25 protein-coding genes are annotated in these 20,530 nt (G+C 39.2%); 18 read left to right on the forward strand and 7 right to left on the reverse strand.

The window, feature by feature from the left end; translation table 11 throughout:
• Window positions 1-142: 142 nt before the first annotated feature.
• Together ABVM49_RS00635 and ABVM49_RS00640 are read left to right on the forward strand one after the other, a co-directional pair.
• Entirely contained in the window at window positions 143-1,729 is a 1,587-nt protein-coding gene (locus ABVM49_RS00635; RefSeq protein ID WP_405202609.1) for a hypothetical protein, read from the forward strand.
• Window positions 1,730-1,811: 82 nt separating this feature from the next.
• Window positions 1,812-3,632: a cytochrome c peroxidase gene (locus ABVM49_RS00640; protein ID WP_405202610.1), complete on the forward strand. Its 1,821-nt coding sequence runs from the start codon at window positions 1,812-1,814 to the stop codon at window positions 3,630-3,632.
• Between the two features lie 81 nt (window positions 3,633-3,713).
• Here the strand turns inward: ABVM49_RS00640 and ABVM49_RS00645 are convergent, their stop codons facing one another.
• The 4 genes from ABVM49_RS00645 to ABVM49_RS00660 form a co-directional block, all read right to left on the reverse strand.
• Window positions 3,714-4,157, reverse strand: a complete 444-nt coding sequence (locus ABVM49_RS00645) for a rhodanese-like domain-containing protein (protein WP_405202611.1) — start codon at window positions 4,155-4,157, stop codon at window positions 3,714-3,716.
• A 3-nt stretch (window positions 4,158-4,160) separates the two neighbouring features.
• Complete coding sequence (locus tag ABVM49_RS00650) at window positions 4,161-4,466, reverse strand: rhodanese-like domain-containing protein (RefSeq protein ID WP_375253488.1); 306 nt, start codon at window positions 4,464-4,466, stop codon at window positions 4,161-4,163.
• 163 nt (window positions 4,467-4,629) lie between these two features.
• On the reverse strand, window positions 4,630-5,253 hold the full coding sequence (locus tag ABVM49_RS00655) for a thioredoxin family protein (protein ID WP_405202612.1): 624 nt from the start codon (window positions 5,251-5,253) through the stop codon (window positions 4,630-4,632).
• A 2-nt stretch (window positions 5,254-5,255) separates the two neighbouring features.
• On the reverse strand, window positions 5,256-5,759 hold the full coding sequence (locus tag ABVM49_RS00660) for a TlpA disulfide reductase family protein (RefSeq protein WP_405202613.1): 504 nt from the start codon (window positions 5,757-5,759) through the stop codon (window positions 5,256-5,258).
• A gap of 166 nt (window positions 5,760-5,925) precedes the next feature.
• Here ABVM49_RS00660 and ABVM49_RS00665 point away from each other — a divergent pair, with 166 nt between their 5' ends.
• From ABVM49_RS00665 to ABVM49_RS00715, 11 genes are all read left to right on the forward strand, one after another.
• Window positions 5,926-6,387 carry a MarR family winged helix-turn-helix transcriptional regulator gene (locus ABVM49_RS00665; RefSeq protein ID WP_405202614.1) on the forward strand — a complete coding sequence of 154 codons (462 nt, stop codon included), beginning with the start codon at window positions 5,926-5,928 and terminating at the stop codon, window positions 6,385-6,387.
• A gap of 4 nt (window positions 6,388-6,391) precedes the next feature.
• Window positions 6,392-6,964, forward strand: a complete 573-nt coding sequence (locus ABVM49_RS00670; RefSeq protein WP_405202615.1) for a YceI family protein — start codon at window positions 6,392-6,394, stop codon at window positions 6,962-6,964.
• A 241-nt stretch (window positions 6,965-7,205) separates the two neighbouring features.
• Complete coding sequence (locus ABVM49_RS00675) at window positions 7,206-8,603, forward strand: anthranilate synthase component I family protein (RefSeq protein ID WP_405202616.1); 1,398 nt, start codon at window positions 7,206-7,208, stop codon at window positions 8,601-8,603.
• Between the two features lie 3 nt (window positions 8,604-8,606).
• Window positions 8,607-9,176: an aminodeoxychorismate/anthranilate synthase component II gene (locus ABVM49_RS00680; RefSeq protein ID WP_035336124.1), complete on the forward strand. Its 570-nt coding sequence runs from the start codon at window positions 8,607-8,609 to the stop codon at window positions 9,174-9,176.
• 11 nt (window positions 9,177-9,187) lie between these two features.
• Entirely contained in the window at window positions 9,188-9,709 is a 522-nt protein-coding gene (locus ABVM49_RS00685; RefSeq protein WP_405202617.1) for a hypothetical protein, read from the forward strand.
• Window positions 9,709-10,701: an anthranilate phosphoribosyltransferase gene (gene trpD, locus ABVM49_RS00690; protein ID WP_035336121.1), complete on the forward strand. Its 993-nt coding sequence runs from the start codon at window positions 9,709-9,711 to the stop codon at window positions 10,699-10,701. Before ABVM49_RS00685 ends, trpD begins: the two co-directional genes overlap by 1 nt.
• Window position 10,702: 1 nt before the next feature.
• On the forward strand, window positions 10,703-11,482 hold the full coding sequence (gene trpC / locus ABVM49_RS00695; protein WP_405202618.1) for an indole-3-glycerol phosphate synthase TrpC: 780 nt from the start codon (window positions 10,703-10,705) through the stop codon (window positions 11,480-11,482).
• 30 nt (window positions 11,483-11,512) lie between these two features.
• A complete protein-coding gene (locus ABVM49_RS00700) occupies window positions 11,513-12,121 on the forward strand; it encodes a phosphoribosylanthranilate isomerase (RefSeq protein ID WP_405202619.1) in 609 nt (202 codons plus the stop codon).
• The gene (gene trpB, locus ABVM49_RS00705; protein ID WP_298352229.1) at window positions 12,118-13,317 is read left to right on the forward strand and encodes a tryptophan synthase subunit beta; all 1,200 of its coding nucleotides are present in this window, start codon (window positions 12,118-12,120) and stop codon (window positions 13,315-13,317) included. Before ABVM49_RS00700 ends, trpB begins: the two co-directional genes overlap by 4 nt.
• 77 nt (window positions 13,318-13,394) lie before the next feature.
• Window positions 13,395-14,156 carry a tryptophan synthase subunit alpha gene (gene trpA, locus ABVM49_RS00710; RefSeq protein WP_405202620.1) on the forward strand — a complete coding sequence of 254 codons (762 nt, stop codon included), beginning with the start codon at window positions 13,395-13,397 and terminating at the stop codon, window positions 14,154-14,156.
• Between the two features lie 90 nt (window positions 14,157-14,246).
• Window positions 14,247-14,375, forward strand: a complete 129-nt coding sequence (locus tag ABVM49_RS00715; RefSeq protein ID WP_262485440.1) for a hypothetical protein — start codon at window positions 14,247-14,249, stop codon at window positions 14,373-14,375.
• A gap of 78 nt (window positions 14,376-14,453) precedes the next feature.
• Here the strand turns inward: ABVM49_RS00715 and coaD are convergent, their stop codons facing one another.
• Window positions 14,454-14,951 (reverse strand): pantetheine-phosphate adenylyltransferase, encoded by a 498-nt coding sequence (coaD, locus tag ABVM49_RS00720; protein ID WP_375253482.1) that lies wholly within the window; start codon window positions 14,949-14,951, stop codon window positions 14,454-14,456.
• Window positions 14,952-14,997: 46 nt separating this feature from the next.
• Window positions 14,998-16,044 (reverse strand): D-alanine--D-alanine ligase, encoded by a 1,047-nt coding sequence (locus ABVM49_RS00725; RefSeq protein WP_405203643.1) that lies wholly within the window; start codon window positions 16,042-16,044, stop codon window positions 14,998-15,000.
• A 79-nt stretch (window positions 16,045-16,123) separates the two neighbouring features.
• On the opposite strand from ABVM49_RS00725, the gene ABVM49_RS00730 reads away from it, so the two are divergent.
• From ABVM49_RS00730 to ABVM49_RS00745, 4 genes are all read left to right on the forward strand, one after another.
• Window positions 16,124-16,717 (forward strand): PASTA domain-containing protein, encoded by a 594-nt coding sequence (locus ABVM49_RS00730; RefSeq protein WP_035327865.1) that lies wholly within the window; start codon window positions 16,124-16,126, stop codon window positions 16,715-16,717.
• 3 nt (window positions 16,718-16,720) lie between these two features.
• Entirely contained in the window at window positions 16,721-17,764 is a 1,044-nt protein-coding gene (locus ABVM49_RS00735; RefSeq protein ID WP_038599909.1) for an RluA family pseudouridine synthase, read from the forward strand.
• A 335-nt stretch (window positions 17,765-18,099) separates the two neighbouring features.
• A complete protein-coding gene (gene yaaA, locus ABVM49_RS00740; RefSeq protein WP_405202621.1) occupies window positions 18,100-18,864 on the forward strand; it encodes a peroxide stress protein YaaA in 765 nt (254 codons plus the stop codon).
• A gap of 3 nt (window positions 18,865-18,867) precedes the next feature.
• Window positions 18,868-19,350 (forward strand): hypothetical protein, encoded by a 483-nt coding sequence (locus ABVM49_RS00745; protein WP_405202622.1) that lies wholly within the window; start codon window positions 18,868-18,870, stop codon window positions 19,348-19,350.
• On the opposite strand, the gene ABVM49_RS00750 is transcribed toward ABVM49_RS00745, so the two are convergent.
• The gene (locus ABVM49_RS00750; protein WP_035327856.1) at window positions 19,347-19,466 is read right to left on the reverse strand and encodes a 30S ribosomal protein THX; all 120 of its coding nucleotides are present in this window, start codon (window positions 19,464-19,466) and stop codon (window positions 19,347-19,349) included. The genes ABVM49_RS00745 and ABVM49_RS00750 overlap by 4 nt on opposite strands.
• A gap of 41 nt (window positions 19,467-19,507) precedes the next feature.
• Here ABVM49_RS00750 and ABVM49_RS00755 point away from each other — a divergent pair, with 41 nt between their 5' ends.
• Window positions 19,508-20,170, forward strand: coding sequence for a uracil-DNA glycosylase family protein (locus ABVM49_RS00755; RefSeq protein ID WP_405202623.1), 663 nt, complete (start codon window positions 19,508-19,510; stop codon window positions 20,168-20,170).
• Window positions 20,171-20,530 lie beyond the last annotated feature (360 nt).

A 20,530-nucleotide genomic window follows, 5' to 3' on the forward strand; every position in this document is an offset into this window, starting at 1 on the left:
AATTACTGTAAAATCAGTAACAATAAATACACATCAATTTAATATAAAAGCTACGCTTAATTAACCTGTAAAAAGAGATACAATTCTAATTTAGAGCCTCATACAAACACACAAATTAACCACTCAAAAAAATTATTTTACAATGAAAACTTTCAAATCAGTTTTTTTAAGTCTGCTTTTTGTAGCAGCAACAGCAGCCTTCACAAGTTGTGAAGATGGCGTAGATGGAATGAATGGATTAGACGGAATAGATGGTGTAGACGGACAAGATGGTGCAGATGGACAAGACGGTGCAGATGGGTCAAATGGGGAAGATGGTGTAGATGGAGAAGATTTTGAACCAGGAGAGACTATGTTTTCTGACAAGTCTCCTACGGCTCCACTTGTAGCAATGAGCTCACAGTTTAACTACGTAGAGGCTTTCTCACTTGTATCTACTCCAGATGTAATAGGAGGAGATTTTCAACTTGCAGGATCTGCAGATGGTGCAGGATTCTTACAAGATGGAGAAGACTACATATTTGTAACAAACTGTGAAGACAGTTATGCTGTTGCACGTATACGTTTTGACCAGAACTTAATGCCTATCTCTGGAGATTACTTACTAGACTCTGGAGTAGCAGACTTTGCACGCCAGTGTAGTGCTACTATGTGGGAAGCAGATATACACGGTGGTACAGAAGACATTTTCTTAAGTGCTTCAGAAAGTATACACTATGATGTAAAAGCTATAGATCCTAGAACGTCTACTCCAACTCCTCAAGCAGATTTTGGTCTTGATGCACTAGGAGAATTCTCTTGGGAAAACGCAACTCCATTACCACAAAACGCTTATCCAGGTGCTACAGTAATAGTAGGTGGTGATGATGACTCTAGTAACTCAGAAGGTCAAGTATCTATGTACTACTCTACTGCTGGTGATGCAGATTTTACAGGTGGTTCTATTTACGTATTACGTCTTAAGCAAGTAGGTGATGGTGCTGGCAATGTTGTAGATGTTGCTCCTAACACTGCTTACAACGAGTCTTCACTAGACTTCCAGACAGAATATGATGTAGAGTTTGTTGAGATACCAAACGGTGCTGCTCTTACTAAAAATGAAATGGAAAGCGCGTGTAACGACGTATTTGCTTCTCAGTTTATGAGAGTAGAAGATGTAGATTACCAAAAAGGATCTGATGCAAATGGTAGAAATGTATACTTTGCAGTTACAGGTCGTGGTCCAGGTCAAGGTACTTACAATGACTGGGGAACGGTATACAAGTTAAACCTAGATGAAACAAACCCCCTAGAAGGTAAACTTACTCAAATCATAAGTGGTAATACAGATACAAATAATCAAGATGGTAACCTGGCAGCTTTACAAAGCCCAGATAATATCACTGTAACTGAGAACTTTGTATATGTACAAGAAGATCCTAACTCTTTTTCTAGAGGTCACGCAGCATACATCTACCAGTCTGACTTAAATGGTGTAAACATACAGCAAGTACTTGAGCTTGTAGTACGTCAAGACCTTGCAGATGATAATAGCACAGGACTTAGTGGAGAGTTTGGAGCACTTATAGATATATCAGATAAAGTAGGAGTGCCTAACACTTTTATATTAAACATACAGCCACACTACTGGAGAAACAGTGACTTTGCTGGACTTGATGGACATATCAACTCTACATATGAAGATAACCAAGCATCTCAAGTAGTTTTACTTAAAGGTTTGCCTAGATAATATCCTCCCGGATTAGCCATTCGGAAATACTAAAAGCGCAATCCCTTTAAGGTGATTGCGCTTTAATTATAATTACATTGTTATGAATTACTTACGTTTATTAATTTGCCTACTAGCGATACCCTTAACCCTTTCTTGCAAGCAAGAGCAAGACACTTCATATAAAAAAAATATAGCCCCAGACTGGGAAGCTGCAAGAGCTATTTACTTACAAGAACTAAATAATGCACTCGCAGGTCTTGACTCTCTTAATGAGATTACGGCATCACATCCAGATGCCAAAAAGATTTTTAACAACGCTAGACTTGCTTTTAAAAAAGCAGAACCCTACGCCTCTTACCTCAACCCAGAAGTAGGTCATCGCGCGAATGGACCAGCTTTACCTATTTATAAAGAGGACAATGACCGCACAATGAATCCTGTAGGTTTACAAAAGATAGAAGAATCTATCTATGAAGGAGGAACACCAACTCCACAATACAAAAAAGAACTAAAGATTACCACAGGCCTACTCGCTACTCTAAAAAAGAATATTGAAAAACGAGCTCTTACACCACAACGCTATTTTATAGCTACACACCAACAACTGTTACGTGTACTTAGTTTTTCTATATCTGGTTTTGACACACCTGTAAGCCAGCTAGGCATTACAGAAGGTGCTGCTTCATTACAAAATCTTGTAGACACTTATAAAGTAACGATACAACCTATCATAAAAGAGAAGGACGTCACACTAGACCAGACCTTTATAAATCAGGTCGAGAAAGCAATAGCTTTTATGATTTCTAATACTAATTATAACAGCTTTGACCGTTATACCTTTGTGAGCACTCACCTCTCTCCTATTACAAAAACTTGGGTAGCTATAAGAAAAACTAGCGACCTATGGGAAGGAACAACAAATACACCTTTTAACTTTGATGCTCCTACATTTTTTGAAAACGATAGTTTTAATACGGAATTCTTTACTCCTAACATAAATAAGAATCCCACAGCAACACAAATCGCCTTAGGCAAAAAATTGTTTTTTGATGATAAGCTCTCTGCAAATGGCACGATGGCTTGTGCTACGTGTCACGTACCAGAAAAAGCATATACAGATGGGATGGTCGTAAACCTCTCTAACGCAGGTAAAAATTTACAGCGCAACACACCTACGCTCATAAATACCGTTTTCCAGCAAAACTTCTTTGCAGACGGTCGCTCTCCTACATTGATAGATCAAGTATCTTCTGTTTTTACAAACAAGGATGAGTTTAACTCAAACGTACACGAGTTTTCAAAAGAGGTACTAGAAGACAGTACGTATATCACACTTTTTGATGAGGCCTATGGCGGTGTTTCAAAAAGAAATATTGATGTGATAAAAGCCATCTCGTCATATGTAAGTACACTCAATAGTTTTGACTCAAAATTTGATAAAAATATGCGTGGCGATGAGCGTTCATTTACATCAAGCGAGCAACGAGGTATGAATCTCTTTATGGGGAAAGCCCTTTGTGCAACTTGTCACTTTATGCCACTTACTAATGGTACAGTACCACCATTTTATGCAGAGACAGAGCGCGAAGTAATAGGCGTACCAGAAACCGCACAAAATAAGATGCTAGATGATGACTTAGGTTACTACTGGCGTTTTAAAGAAGAGCTCCACAAGGGGATGTTTAAAACACCTACGGTACGTAACGCTGCAGTAACTGGACCTTATATGCATAACGGTGTATATAGCACACTAGAAGAGGTTATGGATTTTTATAATAAAGGTGGCGGAGGTGGCCTAGGGTTTGACCTGGAGCATCAAACGCTTCCCTTTGATAATCTTAATCTATCAGAGCAAGAACTTCAGGATCTGGTGGCTTTTATAAAAACACTTACAGCGACTAATGTTGATGAAGTGTATTAGATTGATATAGATTCCGCTTTCGCGAAAGCATAAAAAACCCCATCCTACTAAGATGGGGTTTTTACTTTTTATGAGTATGTGTTACTCTACGGTCTTACCACTAGCCTTCCAGCTCGTGAGACCACCTTTAAGATCATAAATGGTAGTAAAACCAGCCTCTTCTAGCTGTTTTGCACACCTGGCACTACGACCACCTTTTGCACAATAAACATATACGGGCTCCTCTTTATCTAGAGTCTCTAGCTGTGACTGCCAGTTTACATTGTTCATCTCAAAATGCTTTGCACCCTTAATATGGCCACTTTCCCACTCGCGGTCGGTACGTACATCTACTAGTTGGATTTCTTGAGCACTCATCGCAGTCTCAAGCTCATCTGGAGAAATGCGATTGATGACTATCTTTTGTTCTTGCACTTCACTAACTGAAGCTTCTGGCGATGCTTGCTGTGAGGTCGCTTGGTTACAAGATAAAGCCATCATCATAATTGCAATAACACTGCAAATGTGAGTTACTTTCTTTCTCATACTCTAGTTATTTTCGCTCCAGGCCATATAGCCTCCTAGCAAGTTATATGTAGTCTCAAAACCCAGCTGTCCCATAAGGGCACACGCTTGAGCACTACGTGCTCCAGAGCGACAATAAACGTAGTAGTTTTTATCTTTATCTAGTTTTTCTACCTCATCAATAAAGCCTTGGCCTTGGTATATATCTATCACCTTTGCTCCTTCTATGATACCATTTTCTGTTTCTTCTTCGGTACGCACGTCTAGTATTACGGCGTCTTTATCTTGAGCTATTTTTTCTTTCCACTCTGGGATTGTGAGATCTTTCATAATTATTATTTAAAAATACATTGCTGTAGTTATTTAAGATATTCAAATTTACCCATTATTATGAATATGACTTTTGGGGTTTAGCACCTATTTTAACTACACAACCATACTCTCATAAAAAAAGCGAGCTCACGCTCGCTTTTTTTATACTTTTTCTCAAAACTTAGGATTTGATAGAGCAGCCTATTGCTTTGGTTTCGGTTACCTGTACATTTTTTCCAGCTAGTAAGGCATCTACAGCATCTTCTACATAACGCTCTGTTACTGCTGCCTCATTACGTGTATTATTATCTATTGCTCCTATGTACTTTATTGTATTTCTGTCGTTTTCCTTTTTTATAATATAAACGTGAGGTGTTTTTGTAGCTCCATACTTTGGATATACTTCTTGCCCATCATCAAGTAAGTAAGGAAAGGTAAAACCTTTATCTTGTGCTCGTTGCTGCATTGCTTTAAAACTATCTCCAGGTTTTATTTGTGGGTTGTTTGGATTTATAGCAATTACTGGATATCCGAGTGTTTTATATTTTTTATCTAGTGCAATGATTCTATCCTCATTTGCTACAGAAAAAGGACAGGTATTGCAGGTAAATACTACTATAAATCCTTGTGCATTATCGTAATCCTTAAGTGACACCATCTTATTATCTACATTACGTAGATAAAAGTCTGCTGCATCATCTCCTATGCTGTATCCGTTTCTCACGTTTTTGACAACAGCATTTGCCGCAAAAGCAGACACTACTACTACCAAGGCAAGAAGGGTTAATATTTTAAAAGTTTTCATTTTTAATTAATTATGTATTTCAATTCACTTTCTAACAAGCCATATGTAAATGATTGTTCATAAAAGCGTTTTCTTTTATCACCTATTATAAGCGTTGCTGGTATAGCTCCACTCCAATTTTTATCTACTTTAGGTATCCATTTATTTGCATCTCCATCATCTAAGAATACAACCTCAGATTGCAAATCCTTTTTTTCTATAAAACTCTTGAGATGATTCATCTGCTCTGGGAAGTCAAGACTCACTAAAATAACGTGTACATCTTGAGCTGCATAGGTCTCTCCTAATTTCTCAAAAGCTGGTAACTCCTTAATACAAGGTGCACACCAAGTAGCCCAAAAATTTACCACAAGTGTCTCAGATGGATGATTTTTTATATAACTCTCAAGCTCATTATAATCAAACATCTTTATATCTGCACCATCTACATAATGATATGCCTTTTCTTCTACCTCTTTCTTACAAGAGATTGTACATAAAATCAACAAGAGTATTAAAAATCGCATCGTACAAAATTATACAGAGACCCAGAACTAGGGACATCTCTTAACAGACTTTAGTAATAGGATGTTAAGATAATGGAAAAAATCAGAAGTACTTTAACGTTAAAAAAATCTAAATATACTTAATCTATTGTAAAATAATTATACATTTGTATATACAAATATTGTAATGACAATAGAAGAACACATAAAAACTACGAGTCTCAAACCCTCACAAAGGCTTATTATAAACCTAGCCTATACAGCACAATGGTCTAATGATATCTTATTATTGGCACTCAAACCCTATGATATATCATTACAGCAGTTTAATGTATTACGCATATTACGTGGGCAAAAAGGAAAACCTGCAAACCTATCTACACTCAATGACCGTATGGTTACAAAAGCAAGTAACACAACACGCCTGGTAGATAAACTACTCAAAAAAGAACTTGTAAATCGCAGTACCTGCCCCTCAAACCGTCGTAAAATTGAGATTACAATTACAGAGGCTGGCTTGTCATTACTTAATGAGTTAGACAAAGTAGTGACTCAAGCCGAAGATAAAATAACCACTCAACTAGACAATACTGAGATAGAGCAGCTCAATAACTTGCTCAATAAACTAAGAACAGAAACTAAAAATTAGAAAAATGAAAAAGAAAATCACAACAGCATTCTTAGCTCTTATCGTAACCACTGGAGCCATTGCAAACACAGAACCTGTAGAAAAAACAGTAAACGTAAAAGAAAGCACCATTACTTGGACAGGTAAAAAAGTACTAGGACAACACACAGGTACTATTAACCTAAAATCTGGAACACTTGAAATGGATGGTGACCAACTAGTTGGTGGTAGCTTTGTAGTAGATATGACCACTATTGCGGTAACAGACTTAAAAGCTGGCGAAGGAAAAGAAAAACTAGAAGGACACTTAAACTCTGCAGACTTCTTTGATACTACAAACCATAGCGAAGCTACATTTGTTATCACAGAAGTAGCAAAAAGTGGTAATGGTTACAGCGTAGTAGGTGACCTCACTATAAAAGGAATAACACTACCTACAAAGGTTAATATGACCATAGAGAATGGCGTAGCCACTACCGTTTTTAATGTAGATCGTACAAAATATGGTGTACGTTATGGCTCTGCATCGTTTTTTGATAACTTAAAAGACAATGCTATTTCAGATAATTTTGAGCTTGCAGTGAGCTTGACACTCTAATAATTTCCTAATTATTCCCCCGTAAAAAGCTCAATGTATATTTTTTATCCATTGGGCTTTTTTATTATAAAATCGCTCCCTATCTTTACATCATAAATGAAAAACAATACAGTACATACTTGGTGGTGGATTACACAACAATCGTTGTCGTAAGCACGCACCTATGTACCATTCATATACAGCCTGTCTTTACGACAGGCTTTTTTTTTGTTCTCAATTTTGAGAAAACAATATGTAACAAATGAAATATCAATTAACTACATTTTCAAAAAGACTCCTAGCAGATACCATCACTCCCGTATCGGTATACTTAAGGCTGCGCGATCGTTTTCCTAATAGTTTACTGCTCGAGAGTAGTGACTATCACGCAAATGATAATAGCTTCTCTTACATATGCTGCAACCCTATTGCCTCTATAAGTGTGGGCGATGGTATAATCACACAGCAATTTCCCGATGGCAAGAAGGAGGAAATTACAATTACAGCAGAGACTAATGTTGTAGGGGTTTTAGACGCTTTCGCGAAAGCGTTCTCATCTACAAAGACAGCACACAAGTTCATAAACAATGGCTTGTTTGGTTACCTATCGTATGATTCTGTTCAGTACTTTGAAGATATAGAAATCGCCAAAAAAGAAGGAGATCTCCACATACCAGATATTTACTACGCCGTCTACCAAAATATAATCGCTATTAATCATTTTAATAATGAGGCACATATATTTTGTCACAACACGACGGGAGACAATAATATCGATGAGATTGAACAGCTTTTAAAATCAAAAAACTTTGCAGAGTTTAACTTCAACCGAAAGAACGAACTCACCAGCAACATCACAGATGCAGATTATAAAGCACTCGTAGAAACTTGTAAACAGCACTGCCAGCGTGGGGATGTTTTTCAGATTGTGCCTAGTAAACGCTTCTCGCAGCAATTTACCGGAGATGAGTTTAATGTATACAGGGCTTTACGCAGTGTAAACCCGTCGCCATATCTATTTTATTTTGACTACGGAGATTATAAAATCTTTGGCTCATCACCAGAAGCTCAGATTATTGTGCAAGACGGTCTCGCAGAGATTCACCCTATTGCAGGTACTTTTAAACGTACCGGTAATGATGAGCAAGACGCCATACTTGCAAAAGAACTAGCCAAAGACGAAAAAGAAAACTCAGAACACGTGATGCTTGTTGATCTTGCTCGTAATGACTTATCACGCAATGGTCACGATGTAAAGGTAGACACCTATCGTGAGGTGCAGTTTTTCTCGCACGTGATACACCTTGTGAGTAAGGTAATGGGACAAATGCACGACGGTAGCAATACCTTACAAGTGGTAGCAGACACCTTTCCAGCAGGAACACTCAGTGGTGCGCCTAAGCATATGGCAATGCAGCTACTTGAGAAGTATGAAAACCGCAATCGCACCTTCTACGGTGGAGCGATAGGTTTTATGGATTTTTACGGTAATTTTAATCACGCTATTATCATACGTTCTTTCTTAAGTAAAAATCACACACTACACTGGCAAGCAGGCGCTGGTGTGGTATCTGGCAGTGACCCAGCTAAAGAATTACAAGAAGTTTACAACAAATTAGGAGCGCTTAATAAAGCACTTGACATCGCAGAAGATATTTAGACAATGAAAAAGATATTAGTAATAGACAACTATGATTCCTTTGTGTACAACCTTGTGCACTACCTAGAAGAATTAGATTGCATCGTTACCGTAAAACGTAATGACCAGTTTGCGCTTGAAGAGTGCGAGCAGTATGATAAAATATTACTTTCTCCAGGCCCTGGCATTCCAGAAGAAGCTGGACTGCTCAAGCAAGTAATAAAAACTTATGGAGGAAGAAAACCTATACTTGGCGTTTGCCTAGGGCAACAAGCCATAGGTGAAGTGTACGGAGGCACGCTTATCAATCTTGATAAGGTTTTTCACGGTGTCGCGACACAAGTGAGTATCACGCAGCCAGATACAGTACTTTTTAAAGATCTTGGTGAAGAAATAGCCGTAGGACGTTACCACTCGTGGGTGGTAGCTACAGAAGATTTTCCGCCAGCATTAGAAGTTACTGCGGTAGATGAAAATGGCCAGATAATGGCACTGCGTCACAGAGAACTTGATATACGCGGTGTACAGTTTCATCCAGAATCTGTACTTACTCCAGAAGGAAAAACAATGATTAAAAATTGGGTGATTAGTTAATACTATATACGATGAGATTTACATTATTTCTACTAGCAAGTTGTTTTCTATTAATAGGTGGTTGTGAGAGCACAAAATCAACACCTAAAGAAACTACAAAACCTGCGACACCCGTGGTCGTAATAGAAGCCGAACCTGAGCCTCTTAAAGAAGTGGTAGAAGATGAGAATGTAGATGTCTATAAAAACCTGATTTTTAACACAAAACTTGGTGTAAGTCCTAAGCGACCTAACTGGGTACTTTTTTCAAACGGAACCTATATTATTTTCCCTACGGGAACGAGTAAAGAAGATATGCGTAAAAGCGCATTAGGTTTCTTGCAACGATTTACAAGCGAGACAGCCTCTGTAAGAAAGTCACCACTTACAAAAGGCTGGATAGCAAGCACACCAAAGGGGATTTACAATTACGTAGCACTTAACCAAGCTAGTTCAAGACTAGCAACAGATCAAGAACTAGCAACAATAGGATTGCAAAACATAAAGAAAGATAAAGCAGACCCTATTATTGTTCACATCAACACGCCTAAATAATGAAAGCCATACTTAATAGATTAATTAACCACGACCAACTCACAAAAGCCGAAAGCCGTGAGGTTCTCGTAAACATCTCTGAGGGTAAATACAACCAGAGTCAGATTGCTTCTTTCCTTACCGTTTATATGATGCGTAGCATTACGGTAGAGGAGCTAGAAGGTTTTAGAGATGCCTTACTAGATCTTTGCCTTGCCGTAGATTTTTCTGAGTATAATGCCATAGATCTTTGTGGTACAGGTGGTGATGGTAAAGACACTTTTAATATCTCAACACTTTCTAGCTTTGTAACAGCAGGTGCTGGTGTGCACGTGACTAAGCACGGTAATTACGGAGTGAGCTCTGTAAGTGGGAGTAGTAATGTGATGGAATATCTAGGCATAAAATTTAGTAACGATAAGGACTTCTTGAAGCGCTCTATGGATGAGGTAGGGATGTGTGTACTACACGCACCACTCTTCCACCCTGCTATGAAAAACGTAGGCCCTATACGAAGAGAGCTAGGTGTAAAAACCTTTTTTAATATGCTAGGCCCTATGGTTAATCCTGCATTCCCTAGCAACCAGCTAGTGGGAGTTTTTAACCTAGAACTCGCAAGAATGTATGGGTATTTATATCAAAAAGGAGATAAAAATTTTACCATACTGCACGCCCTAGATGGTTATGATGAGATATCACTTACAGGAGCTACAAAGGCTATTACAAATGAAACAGAGCTTATGCTCACACCTAGAGATTTTGGTGTAAATGCACACGCTCAAAAAGATATTTATGGAGGTGACTCTGTTGAATCTTCGGCGCAGATATTTACAAATGTAATTTCTGGTAAAGGCACCCAGGCGCAAAATAATGTGGTGTGTGCAAACGCTGGGATGGCTATTGCAACCGTAAAAGGTCTAACACCTTTACAAGGTTTTGAACAAGCAAAAGAGAGCTTACTCTCTGGTAAAGCCGCACAAAAACTTAAACAACTTCAAGCCCTAAGCAACTAAGATGACCATACTAGATAAAATTACAACAGATAAAATCAAGGAAGTAGCTTTAAGAAAAAGTCTCATCCCTGTGAGCCAGCTAGAGCAATCTGTACTTTTTGACAGAGCAACCGTATCCCTTGCAAAAGCAGTAAGTACAGGCTCTGGGATTATTGCAGAGCATAAAAGAAGATCTCCTAGCAAGTCTGTTATAAATAACAGCCTGAGCGTGCAAGATGTCGCAAGCGGTTATGAGCAGGCAGGCGTGAGCGGGATGTCTGTACTCACTGATGGAAAATATTTTGGTGGCTCGCTAGACGACTTATTACTCGCCAGAGCAGCAGCACAGTTTCCGCTATTGCGTAAAGAGTTTATAGTAGATGAATACCAGATTCTTGAGGCCAAAGCCTACGGTGCAGATGCGATATTACTGATTGCAGCTACGCTTTCGCGAAAGCAAATAGAGCAGTTTTCAACCTTTGCAAAAGGTCTTGGTCTCGATGTGCTTTGTGAATCTCATAATGAAGAAGAATTACAGAAGTCTATTATGCCTTCTGTCGATATGCTAGGTATCAACAACCGAAACCTAAAGACCTTTGAAGTAAGCCTAGAGACCAGCAAAGAACTCATCAAGCAAATTCCAGATGAGTTTGTAAAAGTGTCAGAAAGTGGTATCAGTTCTGTAGATGCGATCAAGGAATTAAAGCCACACGGTTTTCAAGGTTTCCTTATAGGTGAAAATTTTATGAAAACAGATAACCCAGGCGAGAGTGCCGCTACTTTTATAAAACAGTTACGTTAAATGACTCAAGTTCAGCTCAAAATATGCGGTATGAAATATAACACGCAAGAGGTCGCTGCGCTGCAGCTAGACTATCTTGGGTTTATATTTTATGAGAAGAGCAAACGAGATTTTGGCAACCTAGAGATTCCAGAATTACCTGAGGCAATTGACCGCGTAGGAGTTTTTGTAGATGCTGATATTGCTTTCGCGAAAGCGAAAATAACACAGCACAACCTCAACGTAATCCAGTTACACGGGAGCGAATCCCCTGAATACATAAAAGAACTTCAAGCTTGTCTGGTCGAGCGCAGTCGTGACCTCAAGATTTGGAAAGTTTTTGGAATCAAAGACAGTTTTGACTTTGAGCAGCTCACACCTTATGAGGGCCTTGTAGATGCATTCCTTTTTGACACAAAGGGAAAAGAAAAAGGAGGCAACGGCTACACCTTTGACTGGGGTGTTTTAAAAAATTACACATCTCAAACGCCTATCATTTTAAGTGGCGGCATAGGACTAGAAGAAGTAGGAAAAGTAAAAGAAATACTGGCAACAGATTTGCCTATTATCGCACTAGACGTAAATAGCAAGTTTGAGGATAAACCAGGATTAAAAAATATTGAAAAATTAACCGAATTTAAAAAAGTATTGCAGCTATGATACTAGAAAATAACACCAGTTACCAGGCAGACGAGAGAGGGTACTACGGAGACTTTGGCGGAGCATTTATTCCAGAGATGCTCTATCCTAACGTAGAAGAACTGCGCTCTCAGTATGTGCAAATTATGCAGGAGCCTTCTTTTCAAGAAGAGTTTAAACAACTCTTAAAAGATTATGTAGGTCGTCCTACACCGCTTTATTATGCAAAACGCTTTAGCGAAAAGTATGGCACAAAGGTATATCTCAAAAGGGAAGATCTCTGTCATACCGGAGCTCATAAGGTAAATAATACCATAGGCCAGATTCTTATGGCCAAGCGCTTAGGTAAGAACCGCATTATCGCAGAGACTGGCGCGGGACAGCACGGTGTTGCGACAGCGACCGTTTGTGCACTTATGGGACTAGAATGTATCGTATATATGGGTGCTGTAGATATAGAGCGCCAAGCGCCTAACGTGGCCCGTATGAAAATGCTAGGAGCAACCGTACGTCCAGCAATGTCGGGAAGTAGAACCTTAAAAGACGCGACTAACGAAGCGATACGTGACTGGATTAATAACCCCGTAGACACACATTACATCATAGGATCTGTGGTGGGACCACACCCTTATCCAGATATGGTGGCTCGTTTTCAGTCGGTGATTTCTGAGGAGACTAAGAAGCAGTTGCTAGAAAAAGAAGGAAAAGAAAATCCAGATTATGTAGTAGCCTGTGTGGGTGGTGGTAGTAACGCCGCTGGATTATATTACCATTATCTTGATGAACCAGAAGTAGGTATTATAGCAGTAGAGGCTGCTGGTAAAGGAGTGGATACTGGTGAGAGTGCTGCAACATCTGCACTAGGACGCGAGGGAATTATACACGGGAGTAAGACCTTATTAATGCAAACAGACGATGGGCAGATTACAGAGCCTTATTCTATCTCTGCTGGTCTTGATTACCCAGGTGTAGGACCTATGCACGCAAACCTCTTCCGCTCTGGACGTGGGGAGTTTATCTCTGTCACAGACGCAGATGCGATGACGGCTGGACTAGAGCTGAGTAAACTAGAAGGTATTATCCCTGCAATTGAGACAAGTCACGCACTTGCCATTTTTGAGACTAGAAAATTCAAAAAAGACGATATCGTAGTGATCAATCTTTCGGGACGTGGTGATAAAGATTTAAATACGTTTATAGAATATTTTAATTTATAGAACTACGCTTTCGCGAAAGCGAAATAAACATCAATATTAATTCCCGCTTAGGCAGGAATGACAAAATATGTATTCAGATGAATAGAATAAAAGAAAAATTACAAGAAGATAAAAAGCTACTAAGCTTATACTTCACTGCTGGATATCCAGCCATAGATGATACTGTTTCTGTCTTAACGCAGCTTCAAGAAAGTGGTGTAGATATGGTGGAGATAGGATTACCATTTTCAGATCCGCTGGCAGATGGGCCTACTATTCAAGAGTCAAGTACTGCCGCACTTCATAATGGGATGACTACCGAAAAGTTGTTTAGCCAGTTAGACGGTATTCGTGAGACCATACATATCCCGCTTATTGTGATGGGTTACTTTAACCCGATGTTGCAATATGGGGTTGAGAAATTCTGTAAGCGTTGTCAAGAAATAGGGATAGATGGTATTATTATGCCAGACTTACCACTTGCCGAATATGAAGCGGAGTATAAAAAGATTTTTGAAAAGTACGGACTTATTAATGTCTTCCTTATCACACCACAAACTAGTGACGCGCGTATACAACAGATAGATGCCGCGAGTGATGGGTTTATCTATATGGTGAGTAGTGCGAGTACGACGGGCGCTACGAGCGGTTTTGGCAACAGCACAGAAGATTACTTTAAACGTATTACAGCTATGAATCTTAACAACCCACAGATTGTAGGTTTTGGAATAAGTAATGAAGAAACTTTTAAGGCAGCCACTACCCATCAAAAAGGAGCCATTATAGGAAGTGCTTTTATAAAGCACATTACTAAGAATGGAGCAAACAGTGTGGCTAGCTTTGTAGAAACCATAAGATAATCAATACTTTAACCTAAGACTAACAAGCCTTTAAGACGAATTAACAACCGTGATTTTTATCTTTATATCAACTTAAAAATGAAAAAGATTATGGAACGTAAATTTGAAAGAAAAGTAGAGCAAACTAACCCGACCAATCCAACGGGAAATATAAATCAAACTACAAATGACTTTGATATCGACAAAAAGACCATCAAAGAACAGCAGAATAAAAAGTAATTAGGTTTTAGATTATATATATATAAATGGTAAAAGCCGCCCAGTGGGCGGCTTTTTTATGGATAAAGGTTTTGAGCTTTATTTTGCTTTTGCTTGTATCTCTTTCCAGATCTTATTTGCGCAAGGCTCAACCACATCTGGTACTAGACCAGAGCAGTCACCACCGTTACGTATTACATCACGTACTATGGAAGAAGATATATAGCTCTTACCAGAACTTGTAAGTAAGAATACGGTCTCGATACCAGATAATTTTCTGTTAGTATGGGCGATTGCCTTTTCAAACTCAAAATCTCCAGGATTACGCAGTCCTCTTAAAATGAACTCGCTTTCTTGCTCCTTACAAAAGTCTATAGTAAGACCTTTATAGGTCATTACTTTAATGCGTGGCTCATCTTTAAACGTATCTTCTAGAAACTGCTTGCGCTGCTCTAGAGAGAACATATATTTTTTATCTGAGTTGACACCTATAGCAAGTATTATCTCGTCAAAGAGCGTAAGACCACGTTCTATTATATCGTAATGCCCAAGTGTAATGGGATCAAAACTCCCCGGAAATACTGCCTTTCTTTTCATAATCTTAATCTTAATGTTCTATTCTATGTGTTAGCTAGATACGCTATTACTTCTGTGCTTTAATACAAGTTTCTATAGCTTTCCCAAACACTTCTGTAAGTGATAATCCAGCTGCTTTAAACTCTCTTGGGATGATACTTTCCTTTGACAATCCAGGATTAGTATTTACCTCTACAAAATGTGGTTTACCCTCGTGAAAGATAAAATCTATGCGGCAAATCCCCTTAAGACCCAGCAATTCATAAATACCCTTTGTAAGTCCCTGCACATCTGCCGTCTCACGCTCATCTAGTCTTGCTGGCACAATCTCTTGTGATTTTCCAGAGTACTTTGCTTCTAGACTAAAGAAGTCCCCATCTGGTACAATCTCACAAACTGGAAGCACCTCTGCCCCATTGCCAAAATCATACACCCCTACAGATACTTCTGTCCCGCTCAAAAATGATTCAATCAATACCTGATTATCTTCCTTAAACGCATTATCTAGCGCCGCTATAAGATCACCCTCTTTGTACACCTTACTCACTCCATAACTAGAACCTGCGCGGTTAGGCTTTACAAAACAAGGATAGCCCACTTTTATAGCAAGCAGATTTTTAAAAGACATATCAATCTCATCGCCCTTATTTACATATACAGATGCTGCCATTGGCACGCCATATGAACTCAATACGCTTAGTGTGTCACGCTTATTAAACGTCATTGCACTCTCATAAAAACCACAACTTGTCTGTGGGATTCCTAGCAATTCTAGGTAGGCTTGTAGTTTTCCGTCCTCGCCCGGCGTTCCGTGTATGGTATTGTAGCAGGCGTCAAAAGTTACCTTTTTCGCGGAAGCGTCCTTAAAGCTAAAGTCACCTTTATCTATCGTAAATCGCTCACCATCTACCACACAAAACCATCCTTCGGCAAGGATGTGCACGGCATAAACTTGGAATTTTTCTTTATCTAAATAAGCAACTACGGTGGCACCACTGTTAAGCGATATTTCATACTCGCTACTGTAGCCACCCATTAAAACGGCGATATTTCTTTTCTGCACTTTCGTGAAAATTTTAAAGGAGACAACTAAATCTGCCTCATTAACGTACATTGTAAAAATAGGTATAATCATACCTACGCCAAATAGGCTGTCAATTTTATATATTTGCACCTCTAACCACATCCCATTTATGAGTTTTGTAAAATTTCTAGTAAGCAAAGCATTTGTAAAACAAATCGCCCTTGCCATCATTATTGTAATTGCCTTAATTTTTATTACCAGATGGTGGTTAGGTAGTACCACAAATCACGATGAGCGCATCGCAGTGCCTAATGTAAAAGGGATGACACTAGACCTAGTGAGTCAAGAACTAGAAAATGCAGAGCTGCGCTACTTTATTATAGACAGTGCAAACTTTAACCCAGATTACCCTAAGTACTCTGTGATTGATCAAGAGCCTAACGCTGGAAAATTTGTAAAAGAAAACAGACAGATATACCTAGTGCTTAACCCTTCTGGTTATCAAAAAATGACCATCCCTCCTATTGTGGGAAAAACACGCCGCCAGGCAGAGCCTACACTTAAAGCGCTAGGTTTTAAAATAGGAAAAATCACCTACGTAGACTGGATAGGTGAAGACGAGGTAAGAGACCTAAGACACAAAGGAAAAAAAGTAAAAGCAGGAGATCGCTTAGAAAAAACATCTGTGATAGACCTCGTACTAGGTAATGGTAAAGGAGATTACCGAGATGCTATTTCTAATAACGCATCTGACGATAATTAAACAATGAACGAAGAACAACCCATAGGTCCAGAACCTCAAGACGATGAGCTATATGAGCATTATAGCTTTACTGCCAGTAAAGGTCAAGAACCGCTACGCGTAGATAAGTTCTTAATGAACTTTGTAGAAAATGCTACACGTAATAAAATACAAAAGGCTGCCAAAAATGGTAGCATACAAGTAAACAACAAAGTTGTAAAACAAAATTACAAGGTAAAAGCAGGAGATGTGGTACGCGCGATGTTTGAGCACCCGCCACACGAGTTTTTACTCACTCCAGAAGATATCCCACTAGATATTATTTATGAAGATGATGATCTTCTCGTAGTAAACAAGCCTGCCGGTATGGTCGTGCACCCAGGTCACGGTAACTACTCTGGCACCTTGATTAATGCACTTATACACCACATAGATAATCTACCTAACAACTCTAGTGAGCGCCCAGGGCTTGTGCACCGTATAGATAAAGACACCAGTGGTCTTCTAGTGGTAGCAAAGACGGAGCACGCGATGACCCACCTCTCAAAGCAGTTTTTTAATAAAACGACAGAGCGTGAGTATGTGGCCATCGTATGGGGTAACGTGGTAGATGATGAGGGTACGATAGAAGGTAACATAGGCCGTCACCCTAAAAACCGCCTACAGAACACCGTTTTTAAAGATGATGAGGAGGAGCAAGGGAAACCAGCCGTTACACACTACAAAGTACTAGAGCGCCTAGGATATGTAACTCAGGTGGCTTGCAAGCTAGAGACTGGACGCACACACCAGATACGTGTGCATATGAAGTACATAGGTCACACCCTTTTTAATGATGAGCGTTACGGTGGTAATGCAATATTAAAAGGAACCTCTTTTACAAAGTACAAGCAGTTTGTAGAGAATTGTTTTAAAATATTACCACGCCAGGCACTACACGCAAAAACACTAGGTTTTGTACACCCCACCACAGGCGAGTACAAACGTTTTGAAACTCCCGTACCAGAAGATATGGCGGGCTGTATAGAAAAGTGGCGCGCCTATGCCGTACACAGCAAAGAGCAGTAAGGTTTTTTTACGCTTTCGCGAAAGCTTACTCATAACAACAAGCAGCAACTCCTTTTGGGGTTGCTTTTTTGTTTTATGATGCTTAAGTAAGTTTTTGAATTAATACCTAAATGCCATTCAACACCTACCTCAACCTTCCCTTCAAAGGGAAAGAGCTAGAAGTCTCCCTTTGAAGGGAGATTTAGAGGGATGTTGAACATTTGGTATTATTAAATCTTACATCTTTATAAATCAAACACCACATTAAACTATCAATCCCACCATAACCAAAAACAATAGCCAAGCACTTAATTATAAGACATAATTGCTAACTTTGATACAAAAGAAAAACACCTATGAAAATCGTTGTATCACCAGCAAAGTCACTTAATTTTGAAGATAAGCTACCTACTACGCGTGCTACACAGCCGCAGTTTTTAGAGCAAGCAGAAAAGCTTAACAACAAGCTTTCTAATACGACAAAAAAAGAGATTCAAGACCTGATGCACATCAGTGAGAAGCTTGCAGACTTAAACTACCAGCGATACCAAGATTTTACCACTCCATTTACAAAAAAGAATGCGAGACCTGCCGTGTACACCTTTGATGGTGATGTATACACGGGGCTTGATGCCTATACCCTACCCACAGAAAAGCTTGACAAACTTCAAGACACTTTACGTATTTTAAGTGGAATGTACGGGATCTTGCGACCACTAGATTTAATGCAGGCATACCGCCTTGAGATGGGTACAAAACTGGAGTACTCCAGTAATAAAAATTTATACGAGTTTTGGGGAGACACCCTTACCGAATCGCTTAATAAAGAACTTAAAGATGATGAGCTTTTTGTAAACCTTGCGAGTCAAGAGTACTTTAAATCTATAAAACCTAAGCAGCTCAAAGTACCCGTAATCACACCTATCTTTAAAGATTTTAAAAACGGGAAACTCAAGATTATTTCATTCTTTGCAAAAAAAGCCCGTGGCTCGATGGTGCGTTATATTATCGATAAGGATGTAAACACAATAGACGGTCTCAAAGGTTTTGATTACGACGGCTACGCCTACAGTGCAGAAGAGTCTAATGAAGATAAAAATGAATTTGTATTTACAAGGTAATCGATGCTAAGATCACTAATCATAGCGCTGTTTGTTCTCACTAGTGTGCCAGCAATTGCTTGTACCTGTGCAAAAGATCCGAGGATTTCAAAAAAAGAAGAAATTACAGAAAAGTACGAACGCGCCGATGTCGTTTTTAGTGGTAATCTTATCAAGAAAGAAGTACTTAATAAAGCACGCAAGCGCAGTAGTGCAGATCCCGTGCGTTATACCTTTGAAATTATCAAGCAGTACAAGGGCTCTTTTTCTAAAAGCACGATTGAGATACTTTCAGAAGCTTCTGGGAGTAGCTGTGGCTATGCATTTAGTGAAGGTTTGACTTACTTATTGTATACAAGAGCTAGTTCGCATTTTAATGATAGATTTCCACAGCTTGTAGATGATAAAAATGCGCATACAACTGGTCTCTGTTCTGGGAATATGCCTAGAAAAAAGGTAGACAAAAAACAGCTACGCATTTTAAAAAGACTAAAAGCAAAAGGTTAAACCTTCTCCATTTTTGCGGCTTCTTTAGCTTTTTTACGTCCTTTCTTTCGGCGACGTGCGCCAAAGGTGCCTCTACTTATCTTGCCTCGTCGTGATTTTTTATCTCCGCGTCCCATAATGCTATTGTTTCCTTTCAATTTACGAACTTTACGAGCATATGTCAAGACCTTTTAAGCATATACATCCCTACCCACCTTTTAATCTGGAAAAAGCAACCAAGCTGATAGTGGGTACCTTACCCCCACCACGCTTTACAACGGGTGATTTAAAACCGGGTGATGTAGATTTTAGTTACGGTAGTATAGACGGGCAATTGTGGCCTATACTCGATAAGATTTTTAACCTCAACCTCAAATTTGAAAACACGGCAGAGGCCATAGGCCAGCGCAAAGCGTTTTTAAAATCTAGAAACATAGGTATTTGTGACATTGTCGCCTCTTCAGAGAGACAAAAAGTAGATGCCTCAGACATAGGGATGAGTAACATCACGCTGCGCGATATCTTCGGTTATCTCTCTAAACATACACAAGTAGATACCCTATTATTTACCGGCGGAAACAGTAAAAACGGTCCTGAGTATTTCTTTAGGAAAGCTTGTAAAGAAAAACAGGTGCGCCTTAAGGTTGTAAGCAATGTAGTACCTAGAGTACACAACTTTGACTGGGAAGGTCGCACTATTAAAACGGTATCACTCACAGCACCCTCGGGCGCCGCAAATAGAGCTGTGGGAAGCCTAGCGCTTTATAAAAAACTAAAGGCAGAAAATCCTGACTTTAACACTATAGATTTTAGAGTATTACAATACACTCCTTTTTTCTAAAAGCTAGATTACATCACTTAAAAAGCGACTAATTATTTGTTTATCAAAACAGTGGCCACGCATCTCATTTCGGTAAAGTGTACGGCGATTATCACCTCAAATTGTATGATACGTATGGACCAAAGGGGCAATAAGCTATAACCGCAAGTTTTTTATGTCTAATAGAAAGTGGTGTGAGCTACCTTCATAAATATGCCTTGTAGACGTACTTAGTGCGTAATGTGGGAAGAATTACGCTTTCGCGAAAGCGTACATACCCTCAATTATTTTAAATGAGACACATAGGGCATTTACCCGTGTAGATTGACGCGATTTCTGACGGAAATTTCTGACTTAACTCACTTTATACAAACCACTTAT

It is taken from the genome of Dokdonia sp. LLG6352-1, assembly GCF_045055815.1.
Taxonomy (GTDB): domain Bacteria; phylum Bacteroidota; class Bacteroidia; order Flavobacteriales; family Flavobacteriaceae; genus Dokdonia; species Dokdonia donghaensis.